Here is a 19,480-nt window from a genome sequence, read left to right on the forward strand (position 1 = left end):
ATATATGTTTAATGTTCAAAATCAACAGATTAGTGACAGTGGAAAAAATGTAAGCTCTTTACTGAATATTGAGCAAGCTATTGAATGTTTAAATTCTTTGGGGAGTTGGGTAGGAAATGAGCCTTGGCTAGCAAACGTGTCAGAAGAATTAAATAAACGGTATAGAGAGCTAAGGAAGGACATAAGAGAAAATACTAATTCTTGGTCTTATTCGCAGTATTGTAAACGCTTAGCTTACCACTATTTTAACCTTGCGTGCTATTATAATGATGAATTATTCAATAAGTATAAGATTGATTTAGACAGTATTCAAAGATATCTAGAAAAATGTTTAGAGAAGCTTGCTGAATTTTCTAGCGAAGACTATTCAGGCGAGACAAAAGGATTAAAGAATAATGCTGAAAAATTTTTGGCAGAAGTAAATGAAATATACAAGCAGCAGAACAATCTGCTAACAAAATATGGCACTTCTAGTAAAATCGAAAAGTACACAAAATTATGTGTTGTTTTAGGTCATATCAACCATATTTCTTTGCACCAATGCTCTAATGAGAATAAGCAGCAGGTTCAAAATATTCATCTGTTAAGAGTAATTAACATGCTAGAAGATGCAATTACTGTACCTGAGTACAAAAATACTTTCATTACTGCAGAGCAGTCTGACTATTTAGGTCAAGTGTATCAATTGGCTGGCCAACTTGCACTGAGTATACGATATAAGAGAACTAGTGACAATCTCAAAAAAACTGTAAATGCAACGAAGGAACATAGTGATAAGAAACAGGAGATAAAAGATATTATTAGCAAAGAAGTTAAAGAGTATAGAAGTAATTTAGTACAAGTTAAAGATTATATAGAAGAAAGGCTTCATAGATCGCTTAGCACTATTGACAATGCTTATATTGAGAGAAAATATATAAAATATTGCGCAAGGCTTTGGCTACAAGAAACAACAAATTTACTAAAAGAACTGACTGAAAGTAAAAGCCGTGCTGTTATTCAAGAAATTTTTAATTCACTAGATGATATAAAGGGTTTAAGCCAGATTCCTAATCCTTTAAACCAACTTGAGTGTTACATCCTTTTAATGAAGCACTATGAATTGGTTAGGAAAGAGGATGAAAAAATTTTCATAAGTCGGTTTAAAAAAGAGTGCTTGGAACAAATAGTTGCCTATAGTGATTCTGCTGAAAAAGAATTAGTTTTTCTAGAAACTTTTGTTGACTTTTTAAGTTCCTCTAAAAATCTTCAATCAATTATTGCTGAACTGGAATTAGGAGACTTTTGTCGTGGTGATTTATCGTTTGATGAATTGATCAATAATATTATGAAGCTTGAAGTAGATACTTATGGTGAAAATCTTACAGTTTTGCAAGAAGCAACAGAGGGCTTGGAGGAAGAAGCTCTTTTTTTAATAGACAAGTTTAAGGAAATTATAGGTGCTTATATAAAACCAGTAGAAATACAAAAGAGAAGAATAGATAATCGATTGGTTGTTGAAGTAAAAGGGAAGAACATTGTTGTCAGTGAAACTTTACGGCAATTAGAAAATGCACTTTTAGAAAATCCAAATATAGAGGAAGTACGTTTTGTCGGCGCTGATATTATACATATTGATACAAACCTTAAGAGTAAAGTTTGGCAGGGAAGGAATGTAGTTATTTTAACCAAAGCAATAAAAGTTTATGATCAAGTAACCTGGGATGTATCTGGAAAAGATAACGATCATACCTATTCCGATAATGCAGGTACTGGAAAAGATGGTCATGGCAAACAAGGAGCAGATGGTTATCCTGGGGAAAGTGGTGGCAATGTTTTAATTTTAACGGAAAAGATAGAAGGCCAAGAAAACTTTACCATTATTTCACATGGTGGCAAGGGTAGTAAAGGTCAAGATGGTGGAAATGGAGAAAGTGGAGAGGATGGAAAGAGCATTACGGAGGCAGAATTTAAAGAAAAATTTCCTCCGGCTGCTAAATTTACCCACGTGGACAGAGCAAATAATATATTAAAAACTGTTAATAACATTAAAAAAGATTCACAAGTCATAATATCTGAGTGGTATGAAAGCAAAAGGGACGCATTCTCTTTTAAACGTGATGTGACTTTTAATGAAGAAATTATTGAAGAAGTTATAAAAGATTCTAAAGAAACAAAAGAACGTCATGGTAGAAGTTATGGAAGGGGGGGCAGAGAGAAATGCCCTTTTGAGGGAAATATTTTCATAAATGCAATGACGAATCAAGAAAACGAGATTATCTTTTCTTTTGAACGTGGAGGTAAGACTACAAATTGCCAAGCTTTTCTGCTTTACAAAGGATCATTAGGGCAACCTGGAGGACATGGTGGAGAATATGGATTAGGTGGTCAAGGTGGATATGCTGGAGAAATAACAGTAAAAAACCCAGAAAGCAGCCAGGAATTCAATACTATAAAAGAAGTTAAGCAAGGGAAAGAAGGAGAAAAAGGACAGGGAGGCTTATATGGTAATCATGGAGAAAATGGCTGGGATATGGGTTATATGGACTATTCGGTTTCAAAGTTTTTTACAGAAGAATGGCCTAAATTTCCTGGTGTAAAAGAAAAAAGTAAAGTTGAGTTAAAATACTATAGTGATAATTCATCAAAACGTATACGATGTCCCTATAAAGAACGTAAAGGTGAAGGGGATATATATGCTGAACTGAAACCTTTTAAGATTGAGCATAAAAAGCAAAAAAGGTATGAAGAAAGGAAGAGTACTAGACAGAATAGTGAGCGACAACATCACGCACAAGCTGTAAGGAAAAAAAACATTTCACAAAGCAGCATTTTAGCTAATTATTCTCATCATCTTAGTTCTATGGAAAAAAATACACTGCAGAACTTACGATCTGATTTAGAAAATACTAAACAACAAGCCTTACAAGCGATCAATGAAAATCAAGAACAGCAGGAAAAGCAAACTACAGAATTAGGAATTAAGCGTCATTCTCCTTACCAGAATAAAAGTAAGCATTATAATGATATCTCTACTACAACACCTAGGTCCAACAGAGAGATCGTTGATGTTGAAGATTTGATTAGTGAGCTAAAAAATAACCTAGATAACTGGTCTAAATTAAAAGATATAGAACTGAGTCTTTCTCAACTTGATCAGTTGTTTTCAAATTTTGAAGCTCTAAAAAATCGACCTACTACGGCACAAGGTTTACTGGATAATACGAAAAATAGTAAGTTACGGGATATAGAAAATCTTTTGATTGATAAATATCGACTTGCTACATTGCAAGAAATTGCAAAGCAATTACCACATTATCAAAAAGTGACAGATAATGTAGAATTAACACCTGAAAGTGCAGCAAGGTACCTTGTTGAAGCAAAAGAAAATGATAGCAATATCTCTCATGATGTTTTAGGAACGCTAAATCAGTATTTTTATGAAAATAGTAAAGAGCAGAGTGAAAAAATTTCCAAGTTTGGTAAAGAAGAATTACAGAATACAAAGAATGAAGCTTTAAAATACTCAATGAGAGCATTTGTCTTAGAAATAGGAAAATTAGAAGAGGAACATACAGATGTTAAAAAATATTATAACGAATATAAAGAATTTCTAGAAAAACAAGAACGCAGTTTGAATATATTCTTTGAAGCGTTTAAAAGAGAGCTATCCCAGCCAAGACATGCAGAAGTATTTGGTTTATGGATTGAAAGTATTAAAGATAAATCTCTAAGAAGTAAGCTAGAAGAAAAAATACAAAAAGACGATTTTTTGAAGGCTCTTTATAATCGTTTTAATAATCAACTTAGACAAGAATATGATTGGAAAGAGTGTTGCAAAGATCAAGCTGTTCTTCAGAAATACGATGATTATATTCAAGAAAAAGGCTTATTATCAGAAAGCTATAGGGAATTATTAGCCTACATTTTCGATGTTAATATTAGATTATACGCTGAAAATCAAGATAATAAATTGTTTCTGCAAGGTGATCACAATCCTTCATCTAAGCAAATTATTCACATATTATGTAGAGATAATGAATTTATACAATTAAATATAGATGGAAACTACTTAAAGTTAGAGCAAGAGCGTAAGAAAAAAGATAATTTTTACGCAAGGATTCTTATAGAAATTGAACCATTTAAACAAAAACAAGAATTTGATAATTACTTAAAGAATAAAGCTTTTTTATCTAATAACAGTCCTTCAGAAGATGAACAATATTTTAATGAAGAGGAAGATATAGAAAAAATTATAGAATACTTTCCTGAAGGGGAAAAACAACAGTTAAAAGAGCGATTGAACAAAATTACATCTCAATATATTGGGCAGCAAGGAATTTTGCATAACATGTTGAAAAGCTTTTCTAGCGAAGGAAGACATGTATCCTCTCAAGAATTATATTGTTTAGTGAACTCAATTCTAACTTCTGTTATTGAAGATAAAAAAGAATTGAATATCTTTTGTTGGATAGTTGCAGCTTATCCTCAAAAGAGTTGGATAGATGAATTGATGTTATTACAACTCGAAGATTATTTCAAAAAAACATTAATAGAGAAACCTGAATGGAGAAAGTACTTATCGAAAATAGAAAGTAAGGACGTTTTACTGTTATTTAAAGTAAAGTTGGATCAACATAAATCAAGCAATCCTATTTCTACTCAATGCATTGAAGATATTCTGCATTTATTAAGTAATATTCCAAATGAAACAGTTAGTTTAGAAGGACTAGAGTTATCTGAGTGGCCTTATGCACTGAAAGAAAAATACTGGACATGCAAGCTGTCAAAATTAGTAGATTGGCAAAAGGATGACTTACCAACAGCTTCTTACTATCTTTTATCTATAGAGAATATTTTTGGCGCTCTTTTATCGGAGAAATTTATAGAGGCTCTAGAAAAGAAAAAACAAGAATTGTCATCTGATAAGCTTACTAACATTTTATCTAATTTTCATAATGAAAAATGGAACTTAAGTACAGAAGAGTTAAATACCCTTAACAGCTGTAGAATTGATGATTGGGCACAGAAAATGCAGGAGAAGTTTACTGCTAATAAAGAAGAACGGAAGATAACTCAGTTAGTTGAACTAATTAAAAGTAATGCTAATACTTCGAAAGAAATTTTAAACCAATTGCCAAAAATTAAGAATTATATTGAAAGTATTGATAAGTATATAACTGCTGAAAAACCTATAGGTAGTTTTACGGAAGATGATATTAAAAATTGGGTAAAAGAATTTCAGAGCAATATGGGTAAAGGAAAGCAAGATGTAAAAGAGGAAATGCTTGCTGTAATATATAGAGCAATAGAGTTAAAAAAAGAATTAGAACTAAAAAGAGTATTTAAGCTTCGTGATACTCAAAAATTAACTGTATTGGCGTTATTGACAAATGATCGCAGCACCCTAGCACAAGTGTCTACTGGAGAGGGAAAATCATTAATTGTAGTAGCAGCATCAATTATGAAAGCACTTTGTGGAGAGAAAGTAGATGTTATAACTAGTTCTTCTGTATTGGCAAAACGTGATGCTGAGGATAATAGAGATATCTATAGTTTATTTGGTATTAATGTATCACATAACTGTAGTGAAGATATTGAAAAAAGAAAGGAAGCATATTCAGGTAATCAAGTGGTATATGGTGATTTATCTAATTTCCAGCGCGATTATTTATTAGATAAATTTTACGGGAAAAATATTTTAGGAGATCGTAATTTTAACAATGTAATTGTTGATGAAGTAGATAGTATGTTGCTCGATAAAGGTAACAATATGTTGTACTTATCTCATGATCTGGCAGGACTAGATAAGCTGGAATCTGTTTACATTTACATTTGGCAGTGGATTAATAGACCAGCTAGAGATAATAAAGAACTTTGCTATGCTTTTGATGCTAAAGCAATTAAAGAAGCAGTGATAAGTGACTTATATGGATTGGTGAAAAAAGAAGATATTGGAAAGATTGGGTCTGAATTAAGCGAGCAGCAAAAAAATATTATGTGGGAACGTTTAATCAAAACTGAGATATTAGATGATCAGGGCAAATTGTTAAAAGGAAACATTAATGACAATGAACTTAATAAAGTACTTTCACCTGAATTTAATTGTTACAAAGATCGTTTTCTTTACCTTTTAAAAGAGTGCATTGAAAGAGAAAAATTTATACATGTTCCCAATAATCTCAGACCGTTTATTGAACAGCACTTAGAATCTTGGATTAATAATGCTATAACCGCGTTCTTCATGAAAGCAGGAGAGGATTATGTAGTGGATGTAGATAAAACCGGAAGTAGTCCAGATCGCAATCCTAATATTACAATTCTTGATAGAGATACAGGAACAGATCAAGCTAATTCTCAATGGGATGAAGCATTACACCAATTTTTACAACTCAAACATGGATGTAAATTATCTTTACAAAGCTTAAAAGCTGTTTTTATCTCTAATGTTTCTTTCTTTAAATTGTACAGTAACTTATATGGATTAACAGGCACCTTAGGGTCACAGAGAGAAAGAGATTTATTGCAGGAGATACATGAGGTAGACTTTGTAACTATCCCTACAGCCAAGTCTAAGCAATTTCGTGAGGAAAAACCTATTCTTTGTACTGGCAAAGATGAATGGATAAAGCGCATATGTAATGAAACAAAAAGGCTAACTGAGGAAAAAAAACGATCTGTTTTAATCATCTGTGAAACAGTAAATGATGTAGAGACTTTATACAAAGCTTTTGGAGGAAAGGATGCAAAACATGTTCATACATATACAAGAGATTACGAAGAGTTTGATAAAGGGTTTGAAATTGTTCAAGGTAACAAAGAGCTGGGGCAAGGACAGATTATTATTGCAACGAACTTAGCTGGCCGTGGAACTGACATAAAAATTACAGAAGAATTGAGGAAAGCAGAAGGATTACATGTTTGTTTAACTTACCTACCTAGCAATATTCGAGTTGAACAGCAAGCATTTGGGCGAGCAGCAAGAAGTGGAGACCAGGGTTCTGGTCAGTTAATCATCATGGATTCAAAAGGACAAGAATATAGTAACTCAAAAATACTTGATTTAAAGAAAGAGCGTGATGTGGAAGAATTACATCGTATATCTGACATTAAAGCTTACTATGATACTCAGATTACTATGGAAGAAAGCTGTTTTAAAGCATTCAAAGAGCAGTACGAACAATTGAAGAAAGACCTTGATGATAAAAAAGTACCTACTGAAGTTAAAGAAATTTTATTGCAGAGTTGCTTGGACAAATGGGCTTTCTGGTTAGATGAACACACTAAATATGTAAGAAATTTGACAGGTGAACAGGATAAAAGAAATCTTTACAACCTACTGGACAAATTTATCTCACGATTAAAGAATTTAGACACTGGGTATAGCGAAAAGTGGTTACCTTCGTATGAAGGACCTCCAACTCTAATTATTGAATATGATAGCACAAACTGGTTAGCCTGGGTTAAAGAAAATCCAATTCAAATGATTAAACTTGGAAAGTATCTCTCTCAAAATGAGGAACATAAAAATGCTCATAAAAATGCCCTTGAGCTGGTTGATGAGGTGATTAAAAAAGAGCCATATTTTTCTGAAGCAGCACGTTATTACAAGGCATTTGCATTAGTAAAGAAGGTTGATTTAGAACAAAAGCCTTTAAAAGAAGAAGATGAGAAAGTTTTGAAAGAATTTAAGCAAGAATTGCGAGAAGCTGCAAGGCTTTTAGATGAGCATAGTAAATTTGCTATCAATGCAGCAGGTATTATTGGTAAGATTAAGAAGAATAATAACGAAAGTATCATTCAAATCGACGCTTATGAAGAACAGCAAAAGAGCTTGGCTAACCTTTATTATATGTTTTCACGGTCTATAGATGATATTTTTGGACACACTATTACTCCACAATCTTTTGCTAATAATGATATTAAGGAAGAGCTGGCTGAAAGTCTATATAAGGATCTTCTTGAAAAGGGCATGCTAAAAAAGCCGAGAGTAAAAAAGAGCATTTCTGAAGAAGAGCTAAAAGTGATCAGTGCTGGCTATGGAGTATCAGTTGAAACATTAAAAATTTTTCTTTCCAAATATGAAGGGAAGGAAATTAATGAGAAAGAATTTCAAAAAGAATTAAAAAAAGAAGTACAATTGCCTAGCAGAGAAGCATTTTGGAAGTCATTGATTAAACAAAAAATCTTAAATGAAGAAGTTAAGTGTGTTGTAGTTAATAATGAAAAATTGAAAGAAACAGATCCTTCATTATTGGATCATCTGACTGGAAAAATAAACCAAAAAGAGTTAGAAAAGCAAACTCTAGAGCTCAATAATGAACAGATTCTTTTAAATGTAGAATGGGTTACACAACAGAAAAATAAAGGTAATATTTTTAAAAAAGATGATTTTATAAAGATTGTAGGCAAAGACAAATATAAAATATTGAAAGAGAGAGGAGTACTTTCATTTAACAGAAAAGCGCATATAGACCAAAGTAAAATTGAATCTATGACTTTTCCTTGTTACGATTCCATTACTCTGGAAGACTTTACTAAAGTAAATATCACTAAAAGTGAAGCTGAAAAAATTTTAGCAGAACTAGCTAAACAAAAGGTCATTGAAAAAAAGGATGGCTCAGAAAATAGTGCTTATGGACTAAAGATCAAATTTGATGAAATCAAACAAGTTCAGCTTTCTTTCTGTCCAGTTTATGAGAATGTCCTAAAAGGACTATTATCTACATGTTTTACCTATAGAATAGCCCTTCAAAAAATTGCAGTGCAGCTAGAAGAAAAAAACTTTCCTGTTCGTCTGCAATTAATAACAAAATCACATCAAAGTTTAGTCTTGGAATTATTAGAACAGAAAATTATCAGACCTACTATGGTAGCAACTAAAGATGAAGACTTAGAGGAAAAGTTGAAGAGTATATATAGTCAAAAAATGACTAAAGATAATTTTAAATGTATACTTTCTAAAAGTACACTCATTCAAGAAGAGTGTATAGAAAAGCTTTTTGGCTTCTTGGTTGAGAAAGGATGGATTACCCAGTACGATCCAATGCAGTCTATACAAGATGAGGGTATTAGCAAGGAAAACATTAAAAATGCTGGCAAATCTTTAGTACAAGATCTTTATTATATTAATAGCCCTGACAAAAGACAAAAACCTTTAAACTTTTTTCCCGAAGGAAGCCATGAAAACGTACTGACCAAGTTGCAAAGTATTGATAAAATAGTGGAAAAAGTTTTAGACAATCAATTACAACTAGCGAAAAAAGATACAATTAAAAATATTGTTAGCACCTTGAAAAGATCAAGAAGTTCATTGAAAGCTTTAAAGGTTCCTGATAGTAAACTAAAATCTCTAACTGAGTTTTGTGGTCAAGGTGAATTTGCAAATATAGAGGAAGTGCATGTCTTTTTTCTCAATGGATTAGATCAACTTTTACAATTAGAAGAGAAGAAATGGACACAAGAAATGCTTATCAACACTGTAGCAGTAACTGCTATGGGAGTAAGCCAAATAGCTGTAGGTACTGCTATAGAGTTATATTCAGTGGGTATTATGACCCATGTTGGTGCTGCATTTGTTAGCGAGGGTGTAAATGATCTCTTCTTTGCAGCAGGTGCTTTAAAATCAGGCCATTTTAGTTGGGAAGATTATAGACAACATAAGCTTGAAAGTTTAATGATGACAGCTGTTACTGTTGGTATAGGAGCTTATCTTTCAAGAGGTGCTAAGGTATCACGTTTTGGTCATAAACTAGCTGGACCTAATTTTGAATTTGGTAAGAAAGTAGCAGAAATGTCCGGAACTCAGCTGATTCAAACTGCAGGTTGGAAAGTAGTAGGAAAAGAAGTTGCAAAGCGTATTACATTAAAAACTATAGAAGGGTTAGCGCTTGGCTTAGCTAATGCAGGAGTTGATACACTCGTTGAAAATTACCTTCAAGCACTATGTGAAGGCATAGCCTCTGATATTTTGTCAGATATTGAACGCGAAGTAGAAGAACATAATATCTCTATAAGTTTAGAAAAAGCCTATAAAGTATTAGGAAGAGAAAGAGCAGAAAAAGTTATAGGTGACTTAACTAAGAGTGTCTTTACTAGGCAAAGTTATGTGGAAGAGTTTTTACCTATTGCCAACAAGATAGCTAGTAGTGTAACTCAAGGAATTGCAGAAGCTGTTAAAAAAAGAAGCAAAACAAGTAATAAGCTGGTATTACCTATTCATGCTATTAGTAAGATAATGGTTTGGTCAGAACGTTCTGTTCAGATTGCCAATATAATAGTGATTACTAATAATCTTTTAGGTAACTTAGATCAGGAAATAAAAGGTAGACTAAATAAGCTGGAAAAAGACTTAGAACGCAATCAAAAACAAGAAGTGGAGAAAGATTATGAGAGTTTTAAAAAAGGAGTAATTGATCAGTGGAAATCATTGCTTCGCGAAAAGGCTGGGCAAATTATAGCACGGCATATTGTGAGCCCTGTCCTTAAAGAAGGCGCTAATCATCTGGTTAGATGTATTGGAAAAAAAGTGCAAGAAGCATATCAGTCTTACAAAGAAAGTGGGTATTTTGAGCGCTTTGAAGGATTGAAACAGGAGCACAAGGAAAAGCTACAGAGTGAACAACAATGTGACAATACATCTAAAACAGAAAACCATATTACGGAAAAATATCATAAAGATTTGCGAAAGTTGATGATTAAAACTAGAAATCCTGACTTGCTCGCAGATATAGTCCGAGAAAACATTCCAATGGATATGATATGTGTTAGTGCGTGTACTCAAGTAGTATATAAGATACTAAAAGAGCAGAGAGTTGTAATTTCAGGACTAACCATTATTGTCGAAGGAGATGGTGGTATAAGACAAGAATTTTCCTCTATGTCTGAAGGATCAGAAAGGATAATTATTCCACTTGAGCTCAAAGATAATCATTTTGAGTTTTGTGGAAGCATCACATCAGAAAACAATAGAAGTAGTGAATCAAAAAATAATTGCTTATATGAGGCTTTATCAGAAGCTATACCTGAATTAAAAAATATAATATCACCAGAAGGATTCAGAGATAAGGTAGCTGATTGTATTAAACATGATAAAGGAATACGGTATCACATTCAGCAAGGCTGGCACCGGCTTCCTATATCTCTTGGTGCGTTTGGTGGTAAGCGTTACATTTCTGTACCTACTAGCACACTAAATGAACAAGCAGAAAATCAATCGCCATATCAACATTCTGATTCCAGAGGGGAATGGAAATTTGATAAAAATAAAGACGTAGACTTACGGGAAGATAGGGTGCTAACAAATAAGGAATCTCATCTACAACGTGCTAAAGCTTACAATGAAGCTCTTGATAAAATTAACCAAGCACTTTCTAATATTGGTAAAAAACGTATATCTGTTGATCCCACAAATTTTAAGGCAACAAGATATGATACAATACTATGTACTGGAAAATTCGGTAAAATAGACATAGCACTATATCCAGTAGAGATGGAAGCTACAGTTGAAATATGGGTTCGAGATATTAAAGAAAACGTGAAATATACATTAAGAATTGACGTTGATAACCCTATAATTGAATCAGATTTACAGGGACCACATGGTCCTCATGTTGGATATGATGTTATCCGCCATAATAAACAAGCCCCTGAAGGAGTTACTGGACATATACTTATAAATCCAGCGGAAAATAAAAGACTTCCTGATCGAAGCCGCAGTCAATATAGTATTGATGATAATAGTATACCTACGATACCTATAACAAGAGTATTTTTTCCACCCAATAAGCCTAACACCTATCTAGAAAGAGTTGAAACAGGAAACATATCTCAAATTAACAACAGAGATGAAATTAGAGGTCGTTCATACCCAAGCCCAGATTTTTGAGATACAAATTTAAAAAATATTTTCCTTTTTAAGTTTTTTGATCTTGCTAATAGGTAATTCAGTAGCTTAGAACTTGATTTTCATTGACATTAAACTAATCAGAATGAGAATTGGAAGTATGGCAATAATTCTTTTAGATACAAAAACTATAAACCGTATAGCAGCAGGAGAGGTAATAGAGAGGCCAGCAAGTGTAGTAAAGGAATTAGTGGAAAATGCAATAGATGCTGGAAGTTTAGAGATAGAAGTCAAAATAGAAAGTGGTGGGCGTAACCTTATAACTGTGACAGATGATGGAAATGGAATAGAAAAGGACGACTTAGAACTAGCATTTATGAGGCATGCCACTTCAAAATTAAGCGATAGTGAGTTAATAGAAATCAAGCACCTTGGGTTTAGGGGAGAAGCTTTACCTTCAATTGCAGCAGTAAGCAGAATGAAATTATCGTCTAAGGCAAGTGGAGCAAAGGAATCATGGTCTATAAGGTATGAGGGAGGAGAAAAAATAAGAGAGATTACCCCTTGTTCTTTGTTGCAAGGTACATATATTGAAGTTCGTGACTTATTTTTTGCTACACCAAATAGACTAAAGTTTCTAAAAACCGAAAGGGCAGAAACACAAAGTATTGTTGATATTGTGAATAACTTAGCGATGATTAATTATAGTATTGGGTTTACTCTCACTTCTGGTAATAAAAAGCTCTTAAAATATGTTAAGCAAACTTCGCTGTTCAACAGATTATGTGAAATAGAAGAAGAATTTCAAAGCAATTCACTGGAAGTTAAAGAGGAAGAAGAAGGCATCAAACTTAAGGGACACATCTGTAAACCTAATGTCAATCGTGGCAACTCAACTCAGATTTATACGTTTGTTAATGGAAGGCCAATAAAAGACAATCTACTTGTTGGTGCAATTAGATATGCGTATCACGATTTTATTCCAAACAATAGGTATCCTTTTGCAGTGTTGCATTTAGAAGTACCATATGACCAAGTAGATGTAAATGTGCATCCAAATAAATCGGAAGTAAGATTTCAAAATAAGAGGTTAATATATGAAATAGTGAGAAGAGGGCTAATAAAAGCGTTGTCAATGAGAATAGGTACCTCTTCAGTGAGTGATATTGATGGATCTAGGTGTCAAGGTATTGGAGAAGAACTGGGTGGTTCGCCTCTTGATGTTAGTGAAAGTCAAAGGAATAATGAGCGTGTTAATAATGGAAAAAGCAGAGAACTCAACCACTATCGGCTGAGAGCCGAAAGGTTGGATATAGCGCTGGAAGCGCGGTGAGAAGCTAAAGCTACTCCAATCTTATACTAGATATAGAATGAGGCTGATGTGCATCTGTATGTTTATTGATGTACTCATTAATGACTTCATCTGTGATATGTCCGCTGGTAGCACTAAAGTATCCTCTTCCCCAAAAACGCTTTCCCCAGTACATTTTATTTAGCTCTGGAAATTCTTGTTGAACTTTGCGTGAAGACCTGCCTTTGGCTCTTTGAACAAAATCACTCACAGCTATATGAGGAGGTATTACTACGAATAAATGTAAATGATCTGATGATATTACTCCGTTTTCTATCTTAATCCCCATTTCTTCAGATACTTCTGCTATGATTGTTCGTATTCTCTCCTTCATAGCCTTAGTTAATACTCTGTACCGATATTTTGTAATCCAGACTATATGGTACCTATGATAAAATACAGTGTGTTTTCCTTTGTCATATTCCGTCATAACTATACTTTATAAAGTACAGTTATGACATTGACAAACTAAAGTTTCTCCACCTAGAAGGTGGAGGCTTGTACCATCTTATGGAAAGTAAAGGGTCAAAAAGAATTTTACGAAAGGAGGCCAAATCTTTTAGAAAATCGTCTAATGAAAGAATTCAATGCACCAGATGAAAGAAGGCAAAGCTTACCAGAAACGTTTAAATATGGAGAATCTCCACCCCAAAAGGGAACGATGGTTTTAGAAAGGAAGCAAATTGATTTAATAGCGGATCATCCTCTAGGATATGCACGCTGTCAGGTCTACAATACTTACATTATTGCTGAGGCTAAAGGCAAATTAATTATAGTAGACCAGCACGCAGCTCATGAGAGGTTGATCTATGAGTGCTTAAAACAAAAATCAAGCATAAAAAGGCAAAAGCTTCTTCTTCCTGAAATAGTCGAGATTAAAAACCAAGCAGGAATGGAGATGGTTGAAATGTATAAAGATAAGCTTTTCGAAATGGGTTTTGGTATTGAAATAGAATCAGAAGATAAAGTAAGGGTGAAAGAAATACCTGCAATTTTAGGAACAATAAATGTGAAAGAGATGGTGATGAATATAGTTGATAGATTAATGGAGATAGGAGATACGCTACCTATAGAAGAAAAAGTGAACAAGATACTAGCTACCATTGCGTGCCATGGGTCAATTAGAGCTGGAAGGGAAATGAAGTTGGAGGAGATGAATGAGTTGATGAGACAAATGGAGGAAACACCTTATGCTGGGCAATGCAATCACGGAAGACCAACGTATATAGAAATGAAACTAAGTGATATAGAAAAATTGTTTGAAAGGAGATGAGTTCAGTTTGTCAAAAAGGTTCCCAATTAAGTATACGTAACAGCTCTTCTGGTTATGGAGTATAAAATGTGAAAAAAGAGAATAAATGCTCTAATTTTTTAGATTACAAAGTAATAGGACAGGAAGTAAGAAATCGTAGGTTAGCAAAGGGATATACTCAAAAAGATTTAGCAAAAAAAATCGATACAACATATCAGGTAATACTGCAATATGAAAAAGGAACACGCAGAATTTCAATTAAGAAGTTATATGAATTAGCAGAAGCATTATCAACAACTGCTAGAGATCTAGCTTGCGGACAAGAAGTATCAAATGAGGAAAGGTATGAGGAAGAAGAGATATTAAATCTAGTAAGAAGACATAAAGAGATTAAGGACCAAGAATTACGTGAAACGTTTTATTTATTAACTAAATTCATCCGTATTAGTGAGGAAGAAAGTGGAAAGGCAGTAAAAGTAGAGGTGGCAAAGGGTTTAGTTAAGGAAGGAGTTTCTGCTCATGTTATCTCTCAAACGACCAGTTTATCTATTGATGAATATGATAATGATGAGAAAAAAATTTCTATTCCGTATAAAGTAGGTCAAAGAATAAAAGAATGGAGGTTGAGAAGAGGATACACTCAAGAAGATTTAGCAAGTAAAGTAGGCATAATAAATCAAAGAATATATGAATATGAACAAGGACGAGCTGCTGTTTCACTTGAAATGTTAGATGAAATAGCAAAGGTACTATTAATTAATATTACAGGTCTGCTTCCAGAAACAAGAGAAAATGAGAATAGTGAAGTGGAACTATCAAGGTTAATAGAAGAATACAAAAAGATTAAAAGCCAAGAATTACGTCATGTACTAATAAAATCTCTGTTTGAAAGCATACAAGTTTGCAAAGAGAAAGTGAAGAGAGTAGAAAAGATGAAAATTGCAAAGAATTTAGTTAAGGAAGGAATTTCTATCAATATTATTTTAAAAACAGTGGGCATCTCTTTAGACGAAATTCAACAAATTTAAAATAAAAAAATCAGTATCTATTAACATTTTTACTTTTTGATGAAAAAATAAGTAAAAAAGATTTAAAAATTGATTTGACTTCACGTGAAAGCTATGGCCCTATGCCAATGCTGATAAAAAAACAGCAGTAAATATTAAAAAAAAGTTTGTTGTTAGTGAAGGGTAAATTATATGAATAAAAGTAAAGAAGAAATCGAATTCAGAATATTAGAAAGCAAAGGCAAAGCACTACTTGATCGTGAAATAATGGAAACATTTCTAAGTGCAGTACATGAAAGGCCGCAGGCTCAGGAAATTGCTAAAAATCTGGTGAATACCTATGCAGGAGTAGGAAGGATTTTAGGTCGAGAAATGGATGACCTGAAAGTTATAGAAGGAGTAACTGATTCTGCAGTAGCAATGATTATGTGCGTTAAGGAAACACTAGAAAGGGTATTGAGAGAAAAGCTTAAGAGTGAGCCAATAATGGACTTGCAAGGGCTAGTAGAATATTTGAACGTAAGTATAGTCCACTCAGAAAGGGAATGTGTAAAAATACTGTACTTGAATAAAAGGCGCCAATTAATCGGAGAAGAATCCTATATTGGTGAAATGGAAAAAGCACCAGTATACATAAAGGAAATTACAAGAAAAGCATTAATAAAAAATGCAGCATTAATAATAATGTCACACAACCACCCAGGTGGGAGTTTAGAACCATCAGAAGAAGATCAAGCAGTAACGAAGAGTTTAGCAGCAGCATGTAGTACTGTAAGCGTTAGGTTATTTGATCACATTATCATCACAAGTGCAGGGTATTTTAGCTTTAGAGAAAGTGGATTGTTATAGCAAAAAGAAAGAATTTAGCATCTAAACTGATTAAGAGAAAGTATTTGCAAATCTACTCACTATAATTTATAATGAGTAATATAATGTATAATAATAAAGTTTATTGTACGCTTAAAAAGTATTTTTAATAGTGGAGGTAATATGGGTAATAAAATAATCGTACCTTTTGGTGATAAGGAAGGAGGTATCTACGAGTTAAACGTTGATCTTGATAAATTGTCAAAAGGTGAGATGTTAAATGCTATTGTAGGAATTGGTCGTACTAGCCAGCAGCCTACTTTTGTAAGCAAAATTAATAAGGCTAAAAAGCTTGTAGATAAAGAAGTAGTACCTTTCCCTGGTAGAGAAGTTCGCGAAAACAAAATCAACTATGGGAAAGGACTTGACTACATATATGGTACAAAACCTGTAAGTGATCAAGAAGATAAAAATCCATTTGCTTCAGCTTTGAAAAAAATAAAGCCAAGTGCAGAAAAGTTGAGCTGGTTTAAGAGTGCTGTGGTAAGAGCAAAAAGTCCAAATGAACTGCACAAGGTTGTAGACGAAGCACTAGCTGCTGGAGCAAGGCTAAATGCATGTAATGATGGGGAATGGAGTTTTGCAGAATATGTAGTATTAGGTACACATTTTCACAGATTAGAAAAAAGTGATCGAAAAAAGCTAATACGTAAATTAATGCTAAGCGGTGCAGAGTTTCATGATACTTTATTGCAGAATAAACTGATAGGTGAAATCTATAATGAGCTACAACCAAAAATTCAGCCACAGATAGATAAGCAACTAGAAGAACTAGGAAAAGCTGGTGAAAGTGCTGTTCAGGAAGGAGCTTTAATAGATCTAGAAATAGATAATAGGACGTTTTTTGTGGAATTCTCTGAGGACAGCAAGGTAGAAGTTGCCAAAGTACTGAAAGCAAACAGAGAGTTAGGAAGTAATATTTTAAAAATTGGCAATAATGCAGTTGAAGTTAAAAGTGAGAAGGGAGGTATAAGAAACTATACTGATATTTCAGATGGTAGCTCTGTCATGTTAGAATTTCCTACAAGCGTTGGTAAGCTAAATATTATATTGTACCAAGAGGCAGATCAGGTGCAGGTTAGAGTAGCAAATAAGGAAATGTGGGCTGAGTTACAAAAAAGAGGCGAAGAAATTGGAAAAAACTGCCTTTTTGGTAGAATGAAAGTTAAAGAAGCAGTAGAGAAAGGTAATTTCACTAGATGTGGCATATGGAGTGAAAAGTATGCTATAAAAGAGGTTAGCAATGATGAAGTATTGTCTTCGTGGGTAAATAGGGTATGTGGAGGTAGTAAAGAAACCTTTAGAGGGCTTTAACCAACCTTCTTTCTTCATTTTATGGGTTAACTTTAAGGTTTCAGAATCTACCATTATATCTGGAGCCTTAACAAAATTGAGATATAGTAGAAAATATTATATGCAAGGTTCTTTTTGTGGAAAGAAGTTTAGACTATGAAGTAGGGCAAAAAGTAAAAAATTGGAGGTTAGAGCGAGGGTACACTCAGAAAGATTTAGCAGAGAAACTTGGTGTAAAGTACTGGGTAATACTGCAATATGAAAAAGGGAACCGTAGAATTTCAATTGAAAGGTTGTATGCTATAGCTGAGGTACTATCAATCAGTATTACTGATCTTATTCCTGTATCAAAAAGCTGTCTTGAAGATGGGGGAGAGGAAATATTAAATCTAGTAAGAGAATATAAAAAGATTAATGATCAGGAGTTACGTAGAATGTTTTGTTTATTAACCCAATTTGTCCAAGTTAGTGAAAAAAGTAGTAGGAAAGCAGAGAAAGTAAAAATTGCAAAGGGTTTGGTTGAAGCAGGAGTTTCTGTTGATATTGTTGCAAAAACAATTGGTCTGTCTGCTGATGAATGTGTTGAAGAAAAAACAGGTTCTATATACTGCCAAATAGGAAAAAAGATAAAAGAATGGAGGCTAGTGAGGGAATATACTCAAAAAGATTTAGCAGAGAAAATGAATACAACACGTCACGAAATAAGCAACTATGAACAAGGAAGGACTGCTGTTCCACTTGATAAATTATATGAAATGGCAGAAGCATTATCGATTAATATTACGGATCTACTAATAGAGGAAGGGAGTAAAGTGAAAAATGAGCTACCTGATTTGATTAAAGAATACAAAGAAATTGAGAGCCAAGAACTACGTAATGCATTAATAAAATTTCTGTTTGAAGGAATACGGCTTTGTGAGGAGAAAGTGAGAGAGGTAGAAAGGATTAAAGTTGGAAGGGATTTAGTAAAAGGGGGAATTCCTCTTGATATTATTTTGCAAGTAGTTGATTTATCTGCTGATCAAATTGGATGAAAATTTATTTCTAAATAAGGTATATATGTTTGTTTCTGTAAGAGATGTTAGTCCTATAAGTTACAAAATAGGGCAAAAAATGGAAAATAGCAGGTTAATGCGAGGGCATACTCAAATAGAATTAGCAAGTAAAATAGGTTTAACATACCAAGAGGTAAACAGCTATGAAAATGGGTATAGTTCTATTCCAATTGAAGTACTATATGTAATAGCAAGAGTATTATCAGTTGATGTTGTAGATTTATTACCTGAACCAGTAATAGTAAGGGAAGACAGCTATGAAGACGAGGAAATACTCTATCTAACAAAAATATACGAGAATCAAAAGTTAGGCAAAATAGTACCTTCATTAGTCAGGTTTGTTCATATTAGCGAGAAAATCAATCAAGAGGAGGCAAGATTAGAGGTAGCAAAAAATCTAGTTAAAGAAGGAGTGTCAGTTGACATAATTTCCCAAGCAACCGGCTTATCTATTTACGAGTATAATGATACAAGAAAAGAAGTCTGCACTGATTCTATATATTACAGAGTAGGGCAAAGAATAAGAGAATGGAGATTGATAAGGAGATATACTCAAAAAGATTTGGCGGATAAAGTTGATTTAACGCTCAAGGAAATACACGAATATGAAAAAGGATATACTGCCATATCATTTGATAAATTATATGAAATAGCAAGAGAATTATCAGTGAATATTAAAGTTTTGCTACCTGAAACGAGAGAAAATAACTTTTTTGCCAATCAAAATTCTTTGGCGCTTCATACCAATCATTTCCTGTTGGCTTGTTTTCAAGTGTTGTTGTTTCAATCTGCTTGTGGTTTTCAAAACGTATATAAATAGTCACAAATTCC

7 protein-coding genes and 2 pseudogenes are annotated in these 19,480 nt (G+C 33.3%); 8 read left to right on the forward strand and 1 reads right to left on the reverse strand.

What is annotated here, in order from left to right; genetic code table 11:
* Positions 1 to 4: 4 nt before the first annotated feature.
* Positions 5 to 11,866 (forward strand): DEAD/DEAH box helicase, encoded by an 11,862-nt coding sequence (locus tag OPR50_RS02210; protein WP_265024204.1) that lies wholly within the window; start codon positions 5 to 7, stop codon positions 11,864 to 11,866.
* 118 nt (positions 11,867 to 11,984) lie between these two features.
* Positions 11,985 to 12,989, forward strand: a pseudogene (gene mutL, locus OPR50_RS02215) (DNA mismatch repair endonuclease MutL); the annotation flags it as partial.
* A gap of 178 nt (positions 12,990 to 13,167) precedes the next feature.
* Here mutL and tnpA read toward each other — a convergent pair.
* Positions 13,168 to 13,605 carry an IS200/IS605 family transposase gene (gene tnpA, locus OPR50_RS02220; protein WP_006279552.1) on the reverse strand — a complete coding sequence of 146 codons (438 nt, stop codon included), beginning with the start codon at positions 13,603 to 13,605 and terminating at the stop codon, positions 13,168 to 13,170.
* A gap of 111 nt (positions 13,606 to 13,716) precedes the next feature.
* Here tnpA and OPR50_RS02225 point away from each other — a divergent pair.
* From OPR50_RS02225 to wmk (OPR50_RS02250), 6 genes and pseudogenes are all read left to right on the forward strand, one after another.
* A pseudogene (locus OPR50_RS02225) lies at positions 13,717 to 14,448 on the forward strand (DNA mismatch repair MutL family protein); the annotation flags it as partial.
* A 68-nt stretch (positions 14,449 to 14,516) separates the two neighbouring features.
* Entirely contained in the window at positions 14,517 to 15,455 is a 939-nt protein-coding gene (wmk, locus tag OPR50_RS02230) for a WO male-killing family protein Wmk (protein ID WP_264375354.1), read from the forward strand.
* A gap of 171 nt (positions 15,456 to 15,626) precedes the next feature.
* Entirely contained in the window at positions 15,627 to 16,283 is a 657-nt protein-coding gene (locus OPR50_RS02235; protein ID WP_019236972.1) for a JAB domain-containing protein, read from the forward strand.
* Between the two features lie 141 nt (positions 16,284 to 16,424).
* Positions 16,425 to 17,615, forward strand: a complete 1,191-nt coding sequence (locus OPR50_RS02240; RefSeq protein ID WP_265024205.1) for a hypothetical protein — start codon at positions 16,425 to 16,427, stop codon at positions 17,613 to 17,615.
* A 116-nt stretch (positions 17,616 to 17,731) separates the two neighbouring features.
* Positions 17,732 to 18,628: a WO male-killing family protein Wmk gene (gene wmk, locus OPR50_RS02245; protein ID WP_019236580.1), complete on the forward strand. Its 897-nt coding sequence runs from the start codon at positions 17,732 to 17,734 to the stop codon at positions 18,626 to 18,628.
* Positions 18,629 to 18,653: 25 nt separating this feature from the next.
* The gene (gene wmk, locus OPR50_RS02250) at positions 18,654 to 19,469 is read left to right on the forward strand and encodes a WO male-killing family protein Wmk (protein ID WP_265024206.1); all 816 of its coding nucleotides are present in this window, start codon (positions 18,654 to 18,656) and stop codon (positions 19,467 to 19,469) included.
* Positions 19,470 to 19,480 lie beyond the last annotated feature (11 nt).

It is taken from the genome of Wolbachia endosymbiont (group A) of Epagoge grotiana (assembly GCF_947251775.1).
GTDB lineage: Bacteria > Pseudomonadota > Alphaproteobacteria > Rickettsiales > Anaplasmataceae > Wolbachia > Wolbachia pipientis.